This window comes from Jannaschia helgolandensis, assembly GCF_900109285.1.
GTDB classification, from domain to species: Bacteria; Pseudomonadota; Alphaproteobacteria; order Rhodobacterales; family Rhodobacteraceae; genus Jannaschia; species Jannaschia helgolandensis.
The window spans coordinates 234,035-251,392 of the sequence record NZ_FNZQ01000002.1; the positions used below are offsets into that span (position 1 = coordinate 234,035).

General features: G+C 62.2%; 18 protein-coding genes. 8 read left to right on the forward strand and 10 right to left on the reverse strand.

Features of this window, described 5'->3' with window-relative positions; all coding sequences use genetic code 11:
• Positions 1-139 precede the first annotated feature (139 nt).
• Both BMY38_RS08130 and BMY38_RS08135 read left to right on the forward strand, forming a co-directional pair.
• Positions 140-1,813 (forward strand): cytochrome c oxidase subunit I, encoded by a 1,674-nt coding sequence (locus BMY38_RS08130; RefSeq protein WP_092761695.1) that lies wholly within the window; start codon positions 140-142, stop codon positions 1,811-1,813.
• Entirely contained in the window at positions 1,813-2,322 is a 510-nt protein-coding gene (locus BMY38_RS08135; protein WP_092761697.1) for a DUF2244 domain-containing protein, read from the forward strand. Before BMY38_RS08130 ends, BMY38_RS08135 begins: the two co-directional genes overlap by 1 nt.
• Here BMY38_RS08135 and modC read toward each other — a convergent pair.
• The 5 genes from modC to BMY38_RS08160 are packed head-to-tail and all read right to left on the reverse strand — an operon-like array spanning position 2,319 to position 5,807.
• The gene (gene modC, locus BMY38_RS08140; protein ID WP_342707749.1) at positions 2,319-3,368 is read right to left on the reverse strand and encodes a molybdenum ABC transporter ATP-binding protein; all 1,050 of its coding nucleotides are present in this window, start codon (positions 3,366-3,368) and stop codon (positions 2,319-2,321) included. The two genes, BMY38_RS08135 and modC, sit on opposite strands and share 4 nt — an antisense overlap.
• Positions 3,368-4,060 carry a molybdate ABC transporter permease subunit gene (gene modB / locus BMY38_RS08145; protein WP_092761699.1) on the reverse strand — a complete coding sequence of 231 codons (693 nt, stop codon included), beginning with the start codon at positions 4,058-4,060 and terminating at the stop codon, positions 3,368-3,370. Before modB ends, modC begins: the two co-directional genes overlap by 1 nt.
• The gene (modA, locus tag BMY38_RS08150) at positions 4,057-4,806 is read right to left on the reverse strand and encodes a molybdate ABC transporter substrate-binding protein (RefSeq protein WP_092762013.1); all 750 of its coding nucleotides are present in this window, start codon (positions 4,804-4,806) and stop codon (positions 4,057-4,059) included. The genes modB and modA overlap by 4 nt, the downstream gene beginning before the upstream one ends.
• Positions 4,784-5,410, reverse strand: coding sequence for an SDR family NAD(P)-dependent oxidoreductase (locus BMY38_RS08155; RefSeq protein WP_092761701.1), 627 nt, complete (start codon positions 5,408-5,410; stop codon positions 4,784-4,786). Before BMY38_RS08155 ends, modA begins: the two co-directional genes overlap by 23 nt.
• 1 nt (position 5,411) lies before the next feature.
• Positions 5,412-5,807, reverse strand: a complete 396-nt coding sequence (locus BMY38_RS08160; protein WP_092761703.1) for a DUF1178 family protein — start codon at positions 5,805-5,807, stop codon at positions 5,412-5,414.
• 124 nt (positions 5,808-5,931) lie between these two features.
• Between BMY38_RS08160 and BMY38_RS08165 the strand changes: the two genes are divergently transcribed.
• Entirely contained in the window at positions 5,932-6,243 is a 312-nt protein-coding gene (locus BMY38_RS08165) for a thioredoxin domain-containing protein (RefSeq protein ID WP_092761705.1), read from the forward strand.
• Positions 6,240-7,370 (forward strand): acetoin utilization protein AcuC, encoded by a 1,131-nt coding sequence (locus tag BMY38_RS08170; RefSeq protein ID WP_092761707.1) that lies wholly within the window; start codon positions 6,240-6,242, stop codon positions 7,368-7,370. The genes BMY38_RS08165 and BMY38_RS08170 overlap by 4 nt, the downstream gene beginning before the upstream one ends.
• Positions 7,371-7,458: 88 nt before the next feature.
• Here BMY38_RS08170 and BMY38_RS08175 read toward each other — a convergent pair whose 3' ends face one another.
• From BMY38_RS08175 to BMY38_RS08190, 4 genes are read right to left on the reverse strand one after another with little or no spacing between them, the layout of a single operon-like run.
• Entirely contained in the window at positions 7,459-8,415 is a 957-nt protein-coding gene (locus BMY38_RS08175; RefSeq protein WP_092761709.1) for a 2-hydroxyacid dehydrogenase, read from the reverse strand.
• On the reverse strand, positions 8,408-9,256 hold the full coding sequence (locus tag BMY38_RS08180; protein ID WP_092761711.1) for a fumarylacetoacetate hydrolase family protein: 849 nt from the start codon (positions 9,254-9,256) through the stop codon (positions 8,408-8,410). The genes BMY38_RS08175 and BMY38_RS08180 overlap by 8 nt, the downstream gene beginning before the upstream one ends.
• A 36-nt stretch (positions 9,257-9,292) precedes the next feature.
• A complete protein-coding gene (locus BMY38_RS08185; RefSeq protein ID WP_092761713.1) occupies positions 9,293-11,068 on the reverse strand; it encodes an IlvD/Edd family dehydratase in 1,776 nt (591 codons plus the stop codon).
• 23 nt (positions 11,069-11,091) lie between these two features.
• Positions 11,092-11,832, reverse strand: a complete 741-nt coding sequence (locus BMY38_RS08190; protein WP_092761715.1) for an SDR family oxidoreductase — start codon at positions 11,830-11,832, stop codon at positions 11,092-11,094.
• 65 nt (positions 11,833-11,897) lie between these two features.
• On the opposite strand from BMY38_RS08190, the gene BMY38_RS08195 reads away from it, so the two are divergent.
• Positions 11,898-12,764: an NAD(P)-dependent oxidoreductase gene (locus BMY38_RS08195; protein ID WP_092761717.1), complete on the forward strand. Its 867-nt coding sequence runs from the start codon at positions 11,898-11,900 to the stop codon at positions 12,762-12,764.
• Between the two features lie 17 nt (positions 12,765-12,781).
• Here BMY38_RS08195 and BMY38_RS17905 read toward each other — a convergent pair whose 3' ends face one another.
• Complete coding sequence (locus BMY38_RS17905; protein WP_175495809.1) at positions 12,782-13,432, reverse strand: GntR family transcriptional regulator; 651 nt, start codon at positions 13,430-13,432, stop codon at positions 12,782-12,784.
• Positions 13,433-13,609: 177 nt separating this feature from the next.
• Here BMY38_RS17905 and BMY38_RS08205 point away from each other — a divergent pair, with 177 nt between their 5' ends.
• The 3 genes from BMY38_RS08205 to BMY38_RS08215 all read left to right on the forward strand — a co-directional run bounded on the left by BMY38_RS08205 (position 13,610) and on the right by BMY38_RS08215 (position 17,315).
• Positions 13,610-14,635: a TRAP transporter substrate-binding protein gene (locus tag BMY38_RS08205; RefSeq protein WP_092761719.1), complete on the forward strand. Its 1,026-nt coding sequence runs from the start codon at positions 13,610-13,612 to the stop codon at positions 14,633-14,635.
• A gap of 145 nt (positions 14,636-14,780) precedes the next feature.
• Positions 14,781-15,629, forward strand: coding sequence for a TRAP transporter small permease subunit (locus BMY38_RS08210; RefSeq protein WP_245737546.1), 849 nt, complete (start codon positions 14,781-14,783; stop codon positions 15,627-15,629).
• Positions 15,630-15,686: 57 nt separating this feature from the next.
• Entirely contained in the window at positions 15,687-17,315 is a 1,629-nt protein-coding gene (locus BMY38_RS08215) for a TRAP transporter large permease (RefSeq protein ID WP_092761721.1), read from the forward strand.
• Positions 17,316-17,358: the final 43 nt, after the last annotated feature.

Genomic DNA, 17,358 nt, shown 5'->3' on the forward strand with positions numbered 1-17,358 from the left:
CCCCTGCGGCAATTTTCCCGCCCTCCGCGACCTCTTGTGCCGTTGCCCCAGCGGGATACGAGGGCTAGAACGCCCTGTATCACGGAAGGGTGTCCGCATCCCGCCGCAGAATCGATTTTCACGTCACGGGAGCGACCGCATGGCCGACGCCGCACAGACCGGACACGACACGCACGAGAAGCCGGGCTTCTTCACGCGCTGGTTCATGTCTACAAATCACAAGGATATCGGGATCCTTTACCTGTTCGTTTCCGGACTTGCGGGTTTCATCTCGGTGTCGTTCACCATCTACATGCGGCTCGAACTTATGGAGCCGGGTGTTCAGTTCATGTGCCTCGAAGGGGCGCGGCTGTTTGCGAACGCCGCGGAAACCTGCACGCCGAACGGTCACCTGTGGAACGTGCTGATTACCGGCCACGGCATCCTTATGATGTTCTTCGTGGTGATCCCGGCCCTGTTCGGCGGTTTCGGCAATTATTTCATGCCCCTGCACATCGGTGCGCCGGACATGGCCTTTCCGCGCCTCAACAACCTGTCTTTCTGGCTGTTCGTGGCAGGCACTTCGCTGGCCATCCTGTCGGTGCTGGTGCCCGGTGGCAACGGTCAGAACGGGTCCGGCATCGGGTGGGTGCTGTATCCGCCGCTGTCCACGACCGAAGCGGGCATGTCGACCGATATCGCCATCTTCGCCGTCCACGTATCGGGCGCGTCGTCCATTCTGGGCGCGATCAACATCATCACGACCTTTCTGAACATGCGCGCACCGGGCATGACGCTGCACAAGGTGCCGCTGTTCGCGTGGTCGATCTTCGTGACGGCCTGGCTGATCCTGCTGGCACTGCCGGTTCTGGCCGGAGCGATCACCATGTTGCTGACGGACCGGAACTTCGGAACGACGTTCTTCGATCCGGCAGGAGGCGGTGACCCGGTGCTCTATCAGAACATCCTGTGGTTCTTCGGTCACCCCGAGGTCTACATCGTGATTCTGCCCGCATTCGGCATCGTGTCTCATGTCATCAGCACCTTTTCAAAAAAACCGATCTTCGGTTACCTGCCCATGGTCTATGCGATGGTCGCAATCGGCGGTCTGGGCTTCGTCGTCTGGGCGCACCACATGTACACGGTCGGCATGTCGCTGACACAGCAGTCCTACTTCATGGTCGCGACGATGATCATCGCGGTTCCGACGGGGGTGAAGATCTTCTCCTGGATCGCGACGATGTGGGGCGGCTCGGTCAGCTTCGAGACCCCGATGCTGTTCGCGGTCGGGTTTATCTTCCTCTTCACCGTCGGCGGCGTGACCGGCATCGTGCTAAGCCAGGCCGGGATCGACCGGGTCTATCACGATACCTATTACGTGGTCGCGCACTTCCACTATGTGATGTCTCTGGGTGCGGTATTCGGCATCTTTGCGGGCATATATTACTGGATCGGCAAGATGTCCGGTCGCCAATATCCCGAATGGGCCGGAAAGCTGCACTTCTGGACCTTCTTCATCGGCGCGAACCTGACGTTCTTCCCGCAGCACTTCCTGGGCCGCCAGGGCATGCCACGCCGCTACATCGACTATCCGGATGCCTTCGCGCTCTGGAACTATGTGTCGAGCTGGGGTGCCTTCCTGTCCTTCGCCTCGTTCCTGTTCTTCATCGGTGTGGTGTTCTACACCATCCTCGCGGGTCGCAAGGTCACCGAACCGGCCTATTGGGGCGAGCATGCGGACACGCTGGAATGGACCCTGTCAAACCCGCCGCCGGCGCACACGTTCGAACAGCTTCCCACGCGCGACATGTGGGACAAGCAACCGGGACACTGATGCCCTACGAGGTCACCGTAGACCGACAGCAGGCCCCGGCATCGTCCGGGGCCTTGTTGTATGAAGTGCGGCTCTGGCCGCATCAGTCACTAACCGGGACCGGCTTTGTCTGGATCATGGGCGGCACCTCCGTCATGGCGATGTTGCCGCTGGTCGCGCTTCTGGGAACAGTCGCCCTCTGGGGTATCCTGCCCTTTGCGATGTTATCGGTCGTCGCTCTGTGGTGGTCGCTAAATCGCAGCTGGAAAGACCGCGATATTCTGGAAGTGTTTTCCGTGACGGCAGATACCGCTACCCTGACCCGGACAGACCCCGATGGTTCCACCCGCGACTGGCTGGCGAATTCGCATTGGGCGCGCGTGAAATGGCACGCGAAAGTGGGCCGGGTCGAGGATTACCTGACACTGGAAGGCGGTCCGCGCGCGGTCGAGATCGGATCGTTCCTGACACCGGGCGAAAGACGCGCGTTGCTGCCGGGCCTCGAAGCCGCGTTGCATCGCGCGCGCTAACTTCCGCCCCCCACGTCCGATCGCGCCACGCCGCTGGTCTTGAGGACGGCCCAGACCTTCTGCCCCACGCCCAACCCCAGCCTGTCGAACGACCGTCGGGTCAGCCTTGCCAGCAATACCCCATCTCCGGCCTGTAACCGCAGCATGACGCCCGGCCCCTGCCCGGCCTGCACTGCTTCGATCACGGCAGGCAGGGTATTGAGCGCGGACAAGCCCTGCGGCTCCTGGGTAGCGACGATAACGTCTTCGGCCCGGATGCGGATGCGCACGCGGCCCCCGGTCACGCCCGCGACGTGCAAGACGCCCGCCGGGGTCCGGATTGCGGCCAAGCCATCGGCGACCTCGATCACATCACCCTCCAGCACCGCGCCCGCCTGGCTCGGTCCCATCAGCGCGGCAGCCTCGGGGTCGGAGAGGATTTCGGTCAACGGCCCGGCCCGCACCACGCGCCCCTCCCGCAGCAGAACCAGGGTGTCCGCCAATCGCGCGACCTCCTCGATGGCGTGCGAAATATAGAGGATCGGCACGCCAGCCCCCCTCAACCGCTCCAGCCATGGAAGGATCGTCTCGCGCCGCCGGGCATCCAGCGCCGCCAACGGCTCGTCCATGATCAACAGTTTCGGCTGCCGCAGCAGGGCGCGTCCGATAGCGACCCGTGCCCCCTCGCCACCCGAGAGACCGCCGGGGCGCCGGTCCAGCAGATCGGCAATACCCAGCATATTTGCCACATCGGTCGGGTCCATGTCGCGCCGCGCGCCATACATCAGGTTGGCCCGGACGCTCAGATGCGGGAACAACCGCGCCTCCTGAAACACATATCCTATGTCGCGCCGATGCGGCGGCAGGTCCGTATCGCCATCGAACACGACCCGCCCGTCCACTGCGATCCGCCCGGTATCCGGTCGCGTCAAACCGGCGACGCAACGTGCCAGCGTGGTCTTGCCCGCACCCGACGGGCCGAAGACCGCCGTGACGCCGGATGCGGTCTGCAAATCGACGTCCAGCGTGAACGCCCCGACCCGGTGCTGAACTGACACGTCCAACATCAGCGACCCGCCACGCGGGCAGCGATGCGCGGCGCCAGCCAGTTCGAAACCAGGACTGCTCCCACTGCGACCACAACCGCAATCGCCACCAGTCCGCGCAGGCCCGCCCCGCCATCCGGGACTTGCAAAAAGGCATAGATCGCCGAGGGCAAGGTCCGCGTCTCGCCGGGGATGGAGGCGACGAAGGTGATCGTCGCGCCGAATTCGCCGAAGGCCTTGGCGAAGCCCAGCGTCGCCCCCGCCAAAACGCCCGGTGCGGCCAGCGGCAACGTGACCGTCCGCCAGACCCGCCAGGGCGATGCACCAAGTGTTGCCGCCGCCTCCTCCAGTTTGGGATCGACCGCTTCGAACGCCAGCCGGATCGCGCGTACGATCAAGGGGAATCCCATAATCGCCGCTGCCAGCGCAGCCCCCGTCCAGCGGAAGGCAAGGCCGAGGCCTAACGGCTCCAGCACCGCGCCCAGAGGCCCGGAGCGCGAGAACAGCAAAAGCAGGGCGTATCCGGTTACGACCGGCGGCAGCACCAGTGGCAGGTGGACAAGGGCATCCAGCAAACCCCGACCGCGAAATCGGCCCCGCGCCAGAATGTGCGCCACCCAGATCGCCACGGGCAGCGACAGGACGGTCGCCACGATGGATACCTTCAGAGACAGGCGCAGCGCCTCCCATGCCTCGGGCGGCAGCTCAATCATTCGGTCGGTGCGGCGGTGAAGCCGTAAGCCGCGAGGATGTCACCGGAGGCGCGGAGATGCGACAGGAACTCCGCCGCCTCGGGCCGGGCCGTCACGCAGGCGGCCAGATAGAGGATCGGCGCATGGCTGTCCGCAGGAAAGGTTGCCGCGACCTCTACTCCGGTGCCGACAGCATCGGACTTGTAGACCACACCCAAAGGCACATCGCCGCGCGCAACATAGGCCAGCGCGGCGCGCACATCGGTGGTCAGCAGCAGACGATCCGAGAGACCGGTCCACAGGCCCAGCGTCTCCAGCGCCTGTTGGGCATAGCGCCCTGCGGGCACCGACATCGGATCGCCCATTGCCAGCCGTCCTGGCCCGAGCGCCGCCGATATGCCCCTTCCAGAAAGCATGACGCGACCGACACCGGCGGGTCCCACCAGAACAAGCCGGTTGCCCGCCACAGGGACCGGATCGCCGACCAGCACATTCTGTCCGGCCAGCCAGTTCATCCAGTCCGTCGCCGCAAGCAACACGACATCGGCTGGCGCGCCGGCAGCGACCTGACGTGCAAGGGTGCCGCTTCCCGCATATGATAGCGTCACGTCCCACCCCGCAGCGATTTCATCCAGAGCGGGCTTGAGGCTGGCGGCTGCGAAGACGGACACCTGTGCATTGGCCAACACCGGCCCTGTAAAAGCCAGCGCCGCACCCGAGGCCAGAGCGGCCCGTCTGGTGATATCAGACAGGATGAGGCGTCCCATCATAGGTTTCGAATGCACCGGTCTGTGCAAGGGTCAACGCCTCGAATCGATCCCATAATCCATTGGCCGAGGTCTCGACCGAGATCGCAGCCGAGTTGCCACCCATATCGGTTCGGACCCAACCCGGATGATAGATACCGACCGCGATGCCCCGCTCCCGCAGGGCATCCGCCAGGCCGAGTCCCAGATTGATCGCCGCCGCCTTGGACGCGCGATAGGCGAAACTGTTGCCGCTGGCCTGTGACGAAGACCCCATCTGCGATGAGATAATGGCAATCCGGCCCCCTTCGGACAGATTTTCAAGCTGCGCCTGCACGGTCAGGAACACGCCGGTCGCATTGGTCGCGAAACTGTCGTTCAGCGCCTCGGCGGTCAGGGTCTCCAGCGTCGCGCCTCGATCGAGGAAGACGCCTGCATTGCAGACAAGCAGGTCAATCGCGCCGATTTCTGCCGCGACACGGGCCTGCGCACTCGTATCAGTTACGTCAAGGGTCGGCGCATCGCCCGAACGGGTCGTACCGATCACTTCGTGCCCGCGCGCGCGGCCCTCGTCGACCAATGCAGCACCTATGCCGCGCGACGTGCCGGTAATCAGGGCACGCATGTCAGTTCGCCTTCGATTTCGGCAAAAACGGCAACGGCGCGATGGGCACGCCATCTTCCAGCAGCGACTTCACTTCTGCCGCATTCGCTTCGCCGTAGATCGCCTTGTCGCCTTGTGTGCCATGGATCGCCCGCGCTTCTTCGGCGAAGCGACCGCCGACATAGGTGGCTTCGGATTCAACCTTGCGACGCAGGGCCGCGATTTTCTTCTCGATGTCAGACGCGGGTACGGCAAGGCTTCCGACCTTGGGCGCCATGAGCGCCTTTTCCACGCGATCACTACCGCATGCGGCACAGGTCACCAGCCCCTTGGCCGCCAAAGCGTCGAAGGCGTCGGCGGACTGGAACCAGCTGTCGAAGGCATGGCCATCCGTGCATTTCAGCGAATAGCGGATCATAGGATCCCCGATGTCGTTACCCCTTTCAATCTAGGAGGTTTTGCGTCCCGCGCAAGCCGTAGCCCCTTGATTGCAGGCGCGGTCCGGCTAGCCTCGGGGGGATGTACCATGACATCGCCCCCCCATGCTGACCCATACCGACATCGGGTTCGTGTTCGGCGCGCGCGAAGGCGGAACCATCGGCCTCGACACCCAGAAGGATTGCATGGTTTTGATGGTGCGCACCGCATCGCTGTGCGGGTTCACCGATCAATACGCGGATCGGCGGACCTTGCAGAAGATATATGGCGAAAGGCCTGACTGGAACTTCAACAAGATGCGGCTGAATCCATCGGGCGGGATTGACGCTGCCGGGCGGGTGGGCACCCGATCGATGTCGCCGCAGATGACGCGCGCCATCGAAGCCATCCTGCCGAAAAAGAGCCCAATCCCGTGACACCGCTTCTGCTCGGGTCGGACATCTATCGCGGGTCGAGTTATGGCACGTGGCACCCTCTGCGCGTACCCCGCGTTTCGACGGTGCTGGACCTGACGCGCGCAATGGGATGGCTGCCTGCATCGCAATTCCGAACCTCGCCCCGCGCCAAACCCGCCGCCCTGTCCGTCTGGCATACGCCTGCCTATCTTGCTGCCTTGCAACATGCCGAGGTCTCCGGCGCAGTGGACAAAGATGCCCGCGCGCGACATGGCCTCGGCACAGTTTCGAACCCGGTCTTCCCCGAGATGTTTCGCCGTCCCGCAACCGGAGCGGGCGCATCTTTGCTGGCCGGAGAACTGCTGCGCGACGGCGGCCGCATCCATAACCCCGGCGGTGGGACGCACCATGGGATGCCGGATCGGGCGAACGGGTTCTGCTATCTGAATGATGCCGTGCTGGGCATCCTGTCGCTGAAACGCGCGGGTGCTGTCCGCGTGGCCTATGTCGATATCGACGCGCATCACATGGATGGGGTCGAATACGCCTTCGCCGATGACCCCGACACGCTGCTGATTTCGACGCACGAGGAAAAACGCTGGCCGTTTACCGGACTGATCGGGGATGCGGGCGTCGGCCAGACCTTCAACCTGCCCCTGCCGCGCGGTTTGAACGACAGCGAGATGGCGCTGGCCCGAGATCGCCTGATGCTGCCGGCAGTCGAACTTTTCGCGCCCGACGCCATCGTCCTGCAATGCGGGGCCGATGCGGTCGACGAAGATCCGCTGTCCCGGCTTGCCCTGTCGAACAATGCGCATTGGGATCTGCTGGCGGCACTGATACAACTGGCCCCGCGATTCCTGCTGCTGGGGGGCGGAGGGTATAATCCCTGGTCGGTCGGGCGGCTCTGGTCGGGGAACTGGGCGGTGCTGTCGGGTCAGGACATACCGGACCGCCTGCCCCCCGAAGCCGAAGCCGTGCTGCGGGGCCTGCGTTTTGACGGCAATTCGCGCGGGCGCAACCCGCCGGAGCACTGGTTTACCACCCTGCGCGATGCGCCGCATATCGGCCCGGTGCGGACCGAAGTGTCGGATCGGGTGACCTATCTGGCGGGGCGGATCGTTGACATGCCGGGCCTTAGCGTCTGAGGGCGGAGCTAGGGACTTCCCTTCGCGCCCCCGGAGTATTTACAGAGCAAAGAAAGAGCGGCCCTGCATGAAGCCGCCCTGATCTTCGTCAAAGATCACGACACTCCGGCACCGGGGTCTTGACCGTGCCGTCCTTGAGCCATTGCGTCAGATTTCCCACTGCAAGATCGCCCATCGCCTGCCGCGTCTCGTGGGTGCCGGACGCGACATGAGGGGTCAGCACGACGTTGTCCATCGACTTGAGTGCATCGGGGATTTTCGGCTCCTCCGCGAACACGTCGAGGCCTGCACCTGCGATCACGCCATCCTGCAAGGCCTTCACCAAGGCCCGCTCATCCACGACGGACCCGCGCGCGACGTTGAAGAACAGACCGTCGGAGCCAAGCGCCTGCAACACTTCGGCATTGACCATGTGCTGCGTCGACGGGCCGCCGGGTGTGATGGCGACCAGAACCTCGACCGCTTCGGCGCAGGATTTCGCCGTATCATGGTAAGTGTAGGCCACGTCCTTTTTCGACCGGGAGTGATAGTGGATCTCGGCCCCGAAGGCCTCGCACCGGTCGGCGATGGTCTGGCCGATGCGACCCAGGCCGAGAATACCCACACGCCGGTTCTGCACGGTGCGGGTCAATGGATAATTCCCCTCCGTCTCCCATTTGCCCGAACGCGCATGACGATCCGACGGGATCAGCGACCGTGAGACCGCCAGCCAGAGCATGACGAAAGTATCCGCTACCTCGTCATTCAAAACGTCGGGTGTGTGCGCGACCTTCACGCCACGGCGCGCATAGGCGTCGGCGTCGATGGCATCATAGCCCACGCCATAGCTGCTGACGACCTTGAGATTCGGGGTCGCAGCGGCGACGTCGTCGGGCACCCCCCAGTGCCCGTTGGTCAGAATCGCCGGGTATTCAGCGCCGTTTTTCGTCAGAAATACTGCGCGGTCGTCCTGATCGAATAGAACGTCAATGTCGAAATGCTCTGACAGGGCATCGCGCATCCGGTCGGTAATGTCCCCGATCTGGAGGAGGCGCGTCTTAGTCATCGATCTTTACCTCCTGACGCTGCGATCCCAGCTTGTCGATCGACAGCTCCATCACATCGCCGACTTTCAGATAGACCGGGTTCGGCTTGATCCCCATTCCGACGCCCGGAGGGGTGCCTGTGGTGATGACGTCGCCCGGATGCAGGGTCATCAGCCCGCTCAGGTGGCTGATACATTGCGCGACCGTGAAGATCATGGTGTTTGTGTTGCCGGTCTGCATCCGCTTGCCATTCACTTCGCAGGACATGGCCAGATTCTGCGGATCGCCCAACTCGTCCCGTGTGACCAGCCATGGGCCGATCGGCCCGAAGGTGTCGCAGGATTTACCCTTGGTCCACTGCCCGGACAGCTGCGTCTGGAAATGCCGTTCGGACACGTCGTTGACGATGCAATAGCCCGCAACGTGGTTCAGCGCGTCATCTTCGCTGACGTATTTGGCGGTCGTGCCAATCACTACACCCAGCTCCACCTCCCAGTCGGAACGGGTCGATCCGCGCGGCATGACGACATCGTCGTTCGCGCCGATGATCGAGCTGGTGGCCTTGTGGAACACAATCGGATGTTCGGGAATTGCCGCGCCGGTTTCGGCGGCATGATCGGAAAAGTTGAGGCCGATGCAGAGGAACTTGCCCACGTTGGCGACACAGGGGCCGTATCGGACCGGGCCTTCGACCAGCGGCAGTTGCATCGCATCGACCTTGGACAGGATGTCGAGCGACATGTCCGACAGGGCTTCGTTCCCGATATCGGCGACTTCGTTCGACAGATCGCGCAGATCGCCATTGTGGTCGATCAGACCGGGCTTTTCGGCACCCGGTTCCCCAAAGCGGCACAGTTTCATGTTGTATCTCCTAGAAAAGTATTAATATTTTATGACTCAGTGGTTGTCGCGAGCGACACCCTTTTGCGCCGTTCCACGATAGGCATCTGCTCCGCGCAGGGTCATGCCTTCGGACAGCGGGCCTACGCGGTCGCGGAATATCTCCTGCCACGGCGTCTCGCTGTCGGGTGTGAAAGGATGCGGCGGCAAGGCGGCACGACGTTTGGCCAGCGTTTCCTCGTCCACCAGCATGTCTGCGGTCCCTTTTCCAAGATCGATGCGCAGGCGATCACCCGTCGCGACCAGTGCAAGACCTCCGCCGACTGCCGCTTCGGGACTGGCGTTCAGAATCGAGGGACTTCCCGATGTGCCGGATTGTCGGCCGTCCCCGATGCAGGGCAGCGTATGAATGTCGCGTTTCAGCAGATACGAAGGGGGACGCATGTTCACGACCTCGGCCGCTCCGGGATAACCGATTGGCCCAACTCCACGCATGATAAGGATGCAGTCTTCATCTATTTCAAGGGCTTCGTCGTCGATCTTCAAGTGATAGTCTTCAGGTCCGTCGAATACGATGGCCCGACCCTCGAAGGCCTCCGGATCATCGGGATTGGACAAGTAGCGTTTACGGAACTCCGGCGAAATGACCGAGGTTTTCATGATTGCACTGTCGAACAGATTGCCCTTCAGATTGAGAAACCCTGCATCCTTCAGCATCGGCGCGTCGATAGGCAGAATCACGTCCGGCAGTTCAGAGGTATGCCCTCCGCAATTATCCTGCATCGTCTTGCCGTTCGCGGTAAGCGCATCCGGATAGGGCAACATTCCTGCGGCCAGAAGCTGTCCGATCACGGCTGGGACGCCGCCTGCATGATAGTAATCCTCGCCAAGATATTTCCCGGCAGGCTGGAGATTTACCAGCAGGGGAACCTTGTGCCCGATGTCTTGCCAGTCGTCGTTGTCCAGCGGCACACCAAGATGTCGCGCGATGGCATTCAGATGGATCGGCGCATTGGTCGACCCACCGATGGCGGAGTTGACGACGACAGCGTTTTCAAAGGCATCGCGCGTCATGATGTCTGACGGTTTCAGATCGTCATGGACCATCTGCACGATGCGCTGGCCAGTTTCATAGCTGATTTGGCCCCGCTGACGATAGGGCGCTGGAATCGCCGCGGCTCCGGGCAGCTGCATTCCAAGGGCTTCGGCCAGCGAATTCATCGTCGTGGCGGTGCCCATCGTGTTGCAGTACCCGACGGACGGCGTTGACGAAGCGACAATCTCCATGAACCCGGCGTCGTCGATCTCGCCCGCGGCATGCATCTCCCGCGCTTTCCAGACAATGGTACCAGACCCTGTGCGAGTGCCCTTGAACCAGCCGTTCAGCATGGGGCCGACGGACAGGGCGATGGCGGGAATGTTGACCGTCGCGGCCGCCATCAGAAGCGCGGGCGTCGTCTTGTCGCAGCCGATCATCAGGACCACGCCGTCGAGGGGATAGCCGTTCAGCGTTTCGGACAGCGAAAGATAGGCGAGGTTGCGGTCCAGCGACGCGGTGGGGCGTTTTCCGGTTTCCTGAATGGGATGGACCGGCACCTCCAGCGGCACCCCCCCGGCAGAGATGATGCCGTCGCGGACCCGTTTGGCCAGTTCGATATGGTGGCGATTGCAGGGGCTGAGATCACTGCCGGTCTGGGCGATGGCGATGATCGGTTTGTTGCCCTGCAACTCTTCCCGCGTCAGACCGTAGTTGAGATAGCGCTCAAGATAGAGGGCGGTCATCTCGCGGTTGTCGGGGTTGTTGAACCACAGGCGTGAGCGAAGTTTCGACATGAAGGTCGCCTCGTAAGATATTGTTATTGTCCGGACCAGCCGCCGTCGATGACATGCGGATGGCCCGTCGTGAACCCGGATTCGTCGGACGCCAGATAAGTTACAAGCGAAGCGATTTCCCTGGCGGTCGCGACACGCCCCATCGGCTGGCGAGAGACGAATTGTTCCAGCGCCGTGTCGTAGCTGCCCAATTCTTCGCCCAAGGCTTTCACCCGGTCGTGCCAGGATGGCGATTCCACGGTGCCGGGGCAGATCGCGTTACAGCGGATGCCCTGCTTGATGTAATCGACCGCGACCGATTTCGTCAGGCCGATCACGGCGGCCTTTGTGGTGCCGTAGATGAAGCGGTTCGGCGCGCCGATGACCGATGAACAGGCCGATGACATGTTGACGATCGACCCGCCGCCCCGTTCGATCATGCCCGGCAAGGCGGTCCGTATGGTGCGGAACATGCTGCGGACGTTCAGATCGAAGCCAAAGTCCCAGTCCGCGTCTGTCGCGTCGAGGGCATTGCCGTGATGCACGAAGCCCGCGCAGTTGAACAATACGTCCGGTTTCGCTGTCGCGACCCCGGCCTGGACACTTGAATCATTGCGGGCGTCGATCATCAGGGTTTCGCAATCGAGGCCCGCCAGAAGATCGGTATTCACATCCGAGGCGAAGACCTCTGCCCCTTCCGCAATGAACATCTCGGCGGTGGCGCGGCCAATGCCTTGTCCGGCCGCGGTGATCAGGGCGCGTTTGCCCTTGAGACGGTCCGTCATGTGAATCTCCTGATTGTAAATTGGGCTAGTGAGTTTCTAGTGTAAGCGCAAACAGGGGACCTGATATGACCAAGCTCACCCTTCTGGGAACCGGCCTGATGGGCGGCCCGATGGCCCGTAACCTCTTGGCGAAAAAGCACGATCTTACGGTTTGGAACCGATCCGCCGACAAGGCTGCGCCGCTGGCCGGTCTGGGTGCAACGGTGGCCGAAACGCCCGAAGACGCGGTTGCGGGTGCCGGTATCGTGATCTCGATGCTGTCCGACGGACCGGCCTCGAACGCCGTGCAGCAGGCTGTCTGGGACAGCTTTGCCATAGGCACGACCTGGGTCGAAATGGCGTCGATCAGACCCGAGGAAGCCCGCGCCCACGCCGCGCGGTTTGCAGGCATTGGAATGGGATACATCGACGCGCCGGTGTCCGGCGGCACCAAGGGGGCGCAGGGCGCGACCCTGGCAATCATGGCAGGCGGCGACGCCGATACTTTCGCGAAAATCCAGCCGGTCCTGTCCGCAATGGGCCGCCCGGTGCATGTCGGGCCGGTGGGTGCGGGACAACTGGCGAAACTGGCCAACCAGGCCATTGTCGCCTGCACTATCGGTGCCGTGGCCGAGGCGATGCTTCTGCTGGAACAGGGGGGCGCCGACCCCGCCGCCGTGCGCGACGCGCTGAAGGGCGGGTTCGCAGACAGTGTGATCCTGCAGCAGCATGGTGCACGAATGACAAATCGCGATTTCGTTCCGGGCGGGCTGACCAAGTTCCAGATCAAGGATCTGGACAACGTGCTGAGCGAGGCTGATTCGCTCAACCTGACGCTGCCCACGGTGAGCGCCGTCAACGACCGGTTCAAGCACTTGCGCGACGCGATGGACGGCGGCGAAATGGATCATTCCGCCCTGTATCTGGAACTGAGGGCGCGCAACGGACTCTGATTGAGTGGAATGGTGCATCATCCAAAGTGCCGCCGTTGATGATGGCGAATTGCGGCACGCAGGGCATCTTCGTCGCGCGACAGTGCGGCGTCGAGAATCGCCTGGTGTTCAGCGACGATGTGATGAAGGAATTCGGGCGAATAAGCCTCTTCCAGCCCGGTGATCTGCTGGCGGAACTGTTTGTAGATTGACGCGAACGTCTCGATCAGTACAGGCATTTCACACGCCGAGATCAGCGTTTCATGGAACGTCAGTTCGGCATCCGACCACAGGCCCAGAAGCGATCCCATCTTGCCCTGCCGCTCGATCTCACGCTCGATATGGCTCAGGGAATGATGCGCGGCTGTCAGGCGCGCTTCCCATGCAAGTCCCCCCTGGCGCATTGACCCGACCGCCCCCTCCTGTTCCAGCAGGATGCGAAAACGGGCGATATCGCTGCGCCGCGCAGCCGAAATCCGGCGCGCACGAAAGCCGCGCTGCATCTCGAAATCGACCAGCCCGACCTTGGACAGCTGCAACAGCACGTCGCGCACGGTATTGGCTGAACAGCCATACTCATGCTGCAGCGCCGATGGCATCAGCTTGGCCCCTGACGCAAAGCCCGCCGTCATCAGACGACGCTCCAGATCGGCATAGATATCGGGCGTTCCGGTTCGTTCGGCAGGCATTCGTGTCCCTCCCGAACTCGATTGCATGGAATTTTGATATTCCAGAAAATAATGCAATGTCCATATATTTTCATTTTCCTTGTTGCGCCACGCAAAATCCCCGCTAGGCTTTGGCGGCGCCCCGAGGGAGGCCCGCTGCGGGCACGGGGATAGCCATCGAAAACCGGGAGGATAAAAATGAAAACGTTCACGCTGGCCGCGCTCGCTGCTGCCACCACTGCTCTGACAGGTACCGCCGCACTGGCCGACGCCCATGCCACCACGACGCTTCGTATCCAGACGCACTATGCACCAGAGACCGAATCGGGACGCCTTGCAGCGGCGTTCGTTGACAACGTTCAGACCATGTCCAACGGCGAAATCGCGATCGAGATGTTTTATTCGGCATCCGTGGTGAAACCGACGGAAACTTTCGACGCCGCCGCGTCCGGCATCCTTGACTGCGACATGACGGGCGGAGCCTATCAGACCGGCAAGAACCCTGCGTTCCAGTTCGTTGGCGACATCATGGGTGGCTATGCAACCCCGTACCAGCAGCTGTCCTGGCTGTATTACGGGGGGGGGCTTGAAGCCGCGCAGAAGCTTTACAATGCCTATGACATGCAGCTGGTCGGCTGGTGGATCTACGGTCAGGAGAGCTTTGCCTCGACCAAGCCGATCGCCCAGATCAGCGACTTGCAGAACTGGAAGTTCCGCTCGCCTCCGGGGATGGAAACCAAGATTTTCGAAAAGCTTGGCGCGACACCGATTGTGATGGATTTCACCGAGATCTTCACCGCGCTGGAAACCGGCATCATCGACGGGGCCGACGCATCCGGTTTGGCCAACAATGTCGGTCTGGGTCTGTATGATATCGCCAAATTCGCAAACTACCCCGGCTTCCACTCGATGCCGTCGGATCACCTGGCGTGCAACAAGTCGGTCTGGGACGGCATGCCCGAAGCCCATCAGCGGATCATGTCCGTGTCGATGGAAAGCCTTGCGCTTCGGACGGCCCTGACGTTCGAGAAGAAAAACGCCGAGGCCGCAGCGCAACTGCGCGAAGAAGGTGTCACCCTGTCGGAATGGTCTGCGGCGGACCTGCAGGAATTCCGCAACGCCGCGCAGTCCACCTGGCCCGAGTTCGCAACGACGCCGGAAGCCGAGGCGCTGGTGGAATCGCACCTGGCGTATCTGAAGCAGCTGGGCCTCGTGCAGGAGTGATCCGCACCTGACCCGACCCGGATGCGGCCCGCTTGCAGGGCCGCATCCCACCCTTGACCATGCACCATTCCCGAAAGAACGGTGCAATCCCTTTTCGACAGCCCAAGGCCCGCGCCCGGCGCGCCGTGCCCGAGGACCGACTCTCATGGCCACACCACGCAACATCACACCGATCGAAACCAGCGCGGACGCCGGAAGCGTGATCTACAAGCCCCGCGCCATCGAGGTGTTCGTGCCGCTGTTGTTTGTAGGCAGCATGGCCTGGACGATCTGGAATTTCCCCGGCTTCATTATACTCCTGCGTGAACCCGGTCCTGAAGTGGACCGTTTGGCACGCGAGTGGTCCGTGCTTGGGCCGATAGACTGGGGCATGGCACTGGCCGTGATCGTGTTGTTCGTCATCGGCGTCATGACGGTGCGCCGCGCTCCGATGGAATGGCAGGACTGGGGCCTGTTCGACCGAATTTCCTGTTTCCTGGGCCGCGCAACGATGGCGCTGATCGCGATCCTGGTCTGTGTGATGCTATTCGAGGTTCTGGCGCGATACGTGTTCGAGAAACCGACGCTCTGGGCCAACGAAGTGTCGCTCTGGCTGGCGGGATTCACGTTCCTGCTGTCGGGCCTCTACGCGATGCAGCAGCGCAGCCATATCCGCATCTACATCCTGTATGACCTGTTCCCGCGCTGGTTGCAGCGGGTCTGTGACGTTATCTCGACTGTGCTGATCGTAACCTTCGCATTCTTTCTGTTCTACGGCGCATACGGCGAAGCCACGCAGAAATTCCTGCGGTGGGAGCTCTATGGCACGGCCTTCAATCCACCGATCCCGGCGACGATCAAGCCGATGATCATCGTGGTGGTCATTCTGGTCGCGGCTCAGGCCATCGCCAATCTGTTCCGGGACTGGAACATGGTGCCGGTGATCCATACCGCCGCCGATGACATCGACGAAGACGAGCTGGAGCGGTTGCGCCGCGCGGTTTCCGACGACTGACGCCCACAGGGGGCTGGTAAATACGGCACCCGAAAACGGGGCCACAAGGGGGAAGACATGGACGTCGGAACGATTTCTCTGGTTCTGTTGATCGGCCTGATGCTGTTGCTGGCTATAGGGATGCCACTGGGCCTCGCGTCGGCGGTGCTTGCGGTTTTGGTGCTTGTCATGAAGTTCGAGCCTGCGCTGCTGACCGCGCCGTGGGACTTCGGCGAAGGCCTGCTGACGGGCCGGTTCGGATCGGGGCCGTTGAACATTCTCAGTCAGAAGATCTTCGGATTGCTGACGGATTACGTGCTTATCTCGATCCCGCTGTTCATTTTCATGGCCTCGCTGCTGGAACGCTCCGGCATCGCCAAGTCGATGTATTCCTCGCTCAATGTCTGGCTGTCGCGCACACGCGGCGGCATTGCCATCGTCACGTCGATCATGGCGGTTATCATGGCGGCGATGTCGGGCATCATCGGCGGAGAAGTCGTGTTGCTGGGCCTGATCGCGCTGCCGCAGATGTTGCGGCTGGGCTATGACCAGAACCTTGCCATCGGTACGATCTGCGCGTCCGGCAGCCTGGGCACGATGATCCCGCCGTCGATCGTGCTGATCATTTTCGGCCTGATCACGGAAACGTCCATCAAGGCGCTGTTCACCGCGGCCTTCCTGCCCGGTTTCATGCTGGCGTCGTTCATTATCATCTACATCATCATCCGCACGCAGATGAACCCGGCGCTGGCCCCCCTGCCCGCCGATGACCCGAACGATCCGAGAGGCGCCGAAAAAGCCAAGCTCTTCGGCGCATTCCTTGCAATTCTGGCGGCCGGGTTCTCGACCGCGTTGTTCTTGCGGGCGCTGTTCTTCACCGTTACCGGCCAGAATGCGGTCATCGCAAACGTCGATCCGATCACCATGGGACAGCCGCAACACGTCTGGATCACGGCCATCGCGGTCGCCATATCGCTGGCGCTGATCTTCTTCGTTTTCAAGACCCACCGGGCCAAGCGAGGCTGGGCGATGGGCAAGGGACTGGTCGCGCCCATCGTGGTCATCGGCGTGGTGCTGGGGTCGATCTACGGTGGCATTTCGGGCATTACCGAGGCGGCGGCAATGGGCGTCATCGCGGTGTTCCTGATCTCGCTGTTCCGGGGTGAGGCCTCGGTCGAGCTGGTCTGGGACAGCCTGATGCGCACCCTGAAATCGACGGGCACGATCATCTGGGTCACCATCGGCGCGGCAACGCTGGCCGGTGCATACACCATCGCGGGCGGCCCGACCTATGTGGCGAACCTGATCGTGTCCGCAGACCTGCCGACAATGGGCATCTTGCTGGTAATGATGCTGATCCTTTTGTTCATGGGTGCTTTCATGGATTGGGTCGGCATCGTCCTGCTGATCATTCCGGTGTTCCTGCCCATCGTTCAGCGTCTGCCCATCGAAGAGATCGGCCTGTTCGGCACGCTGCAGCCGAAATATCTGTCGGTCTGGTTCGGTGTATTGTTTACCATGAACATGCAGGTCAGTTTCCTGTCGCCACCGTTCGGTCCCGCCGCGTTCTATCTGAAATCGGTCGCGCCTCCGCACATCAGCCTGACCGACATCTTCAAGGGCTTCCTGCCGTTCATCTGCATTCAGCTTGCGGCGCTGTCGGTCCTTTTGATCTATCCTCCGATCGTCGAGATCCTGTTGGAGTGATCGCCCGACTTCGACCCTATCAGGGTCGACAGGTCTTCCATCT

What these genes read in the sequence shown, in the direction of transcription:
- BMY38_RS08210 (WP_245737546.1), top strand. Translation starts at nt 14,781, where the DNA reads ATGGCCACACCACGCAACATCACACCGATCGAAACCAGCGCGGACGCC.
- modC (WP_342707749.1), bottom strand. Translation starts at nt 3,368, where the DNA reads ATGTTGGACGTGTCAGTTCAGCACCGGGTCGGGGCGTTCACGCTGGAC.
- BMY38_RS08160 (WP_092761703.1), bottom strand. Translation starts at nt 5,807, where the DNA reads ATGATCCGCTATTCGCTGAAATGCACGGATGGCCATGCCTTCGACAGC.
- modA (WP_092762013.1), bottom strand. Translation starts at nt 4,806, where the DNA reads ATGGGACGCCTCATCCTGTCTGATATCACCAGACGGGCCGCTCTGGCC.
- modB (WP_092761699.1), bottom strand. Translation starts at nt 4,060, where the DNA reads ATGATTGAGCTGCCGCCCGAGGCATGGGAGGCGCTGCGCCTGTCTCTG.
- BMY38_RS08185 (WP_092761713.1), bottom strand. Translation starts at nt 11,068, where the DNA reads ATGTCGAAACTTCGCTCACGCCTGTGGTTCAACAACCCCGACAACCGC.
- BMY38_RS08205 (WP_092761719.1), top strand. Translation starts at nt 13,610, where the DNA reads ATGAAAACGTTCACGCTGGCCGCGCTCGCTGCTGCCACCACTGCTCTG.
- BMY38_RS08155 (WP_092761701.1), bottom strand. Translation starts at nt 5,410, where the DNA reads ATGCGTGCCCTGATTACCGGCACGTCGCGCGGCATAGGTGCTGCATTG.
- BMY38_RS08190 (WP_092761715.1), bottom strand. Translation starts at nt 11,832, where the DNA reads ATGACGGACCGTCTCAAGGGCAAACGCGCCCTGATCACCGCGGCCGGA.
- BMY38_RS08180 (WP_092761711.1), bottom strand. Translation starts at nt 9,256, where the DNA reads ATGAAACTGTGCCGCTTTGGGGAACCGGGTGCCGAAAAGCCCGGTCTG.
- BMY38_RS08175 (WP_092761709.1), bottom strand. Translation starts at nt 8,415, where the DNA reads ATGACTAAGACGCGCCTCCTCCAGATCGGGGACATTACCGACCGGATG.
- BMY38_RS08195 (WP_092761717.1), top strand. Translation starts at nt 11,898, where the DNA reads ATGACCAAGCTCACCCTTCTGGGAACCGGCCTGATGGGCGGCCCGATG.
- BMY38_RS17905 (WP_175495809.1), bottom strand. Translation starts at nt 13,432, where the DNA reads ATGCCTGCCGAACGAACCGGAACGCCCGATATCTATGCCGATCTGGAG.
- BMY38_RS08165 (WP_092761705.1), top strand. Translation starts at nt 5,932, where the DNA reads ATGCTGACCCATACCGACATCGGGTTCGTGTTCGGCGCGCGCGAAGGC.
- BMY38_RS08215 (WP_092761721.1), top strand. Translation starts at nt 15,687, where the DNA reads ATGGACGTCGGAACGATTTCTCTGGTTCTGTTGATCGGCCTGATGCTG.
- BMY38_RS08130 (WP_092761695.1), top strand. Translation starts at nt 140, where the DNA reads ATGGCCGACGCCGCACAGACCGGACACGACACGCACGAGAAGCCGGGC.
- BMY38_RS08135 (WP_092761697.1), top strand. Translation starts at nt 1,813, where the DNA reads ATGCCCTACGAGGTCACCGTAGACCGACAGCAGGCCCCGGCATCGTCC.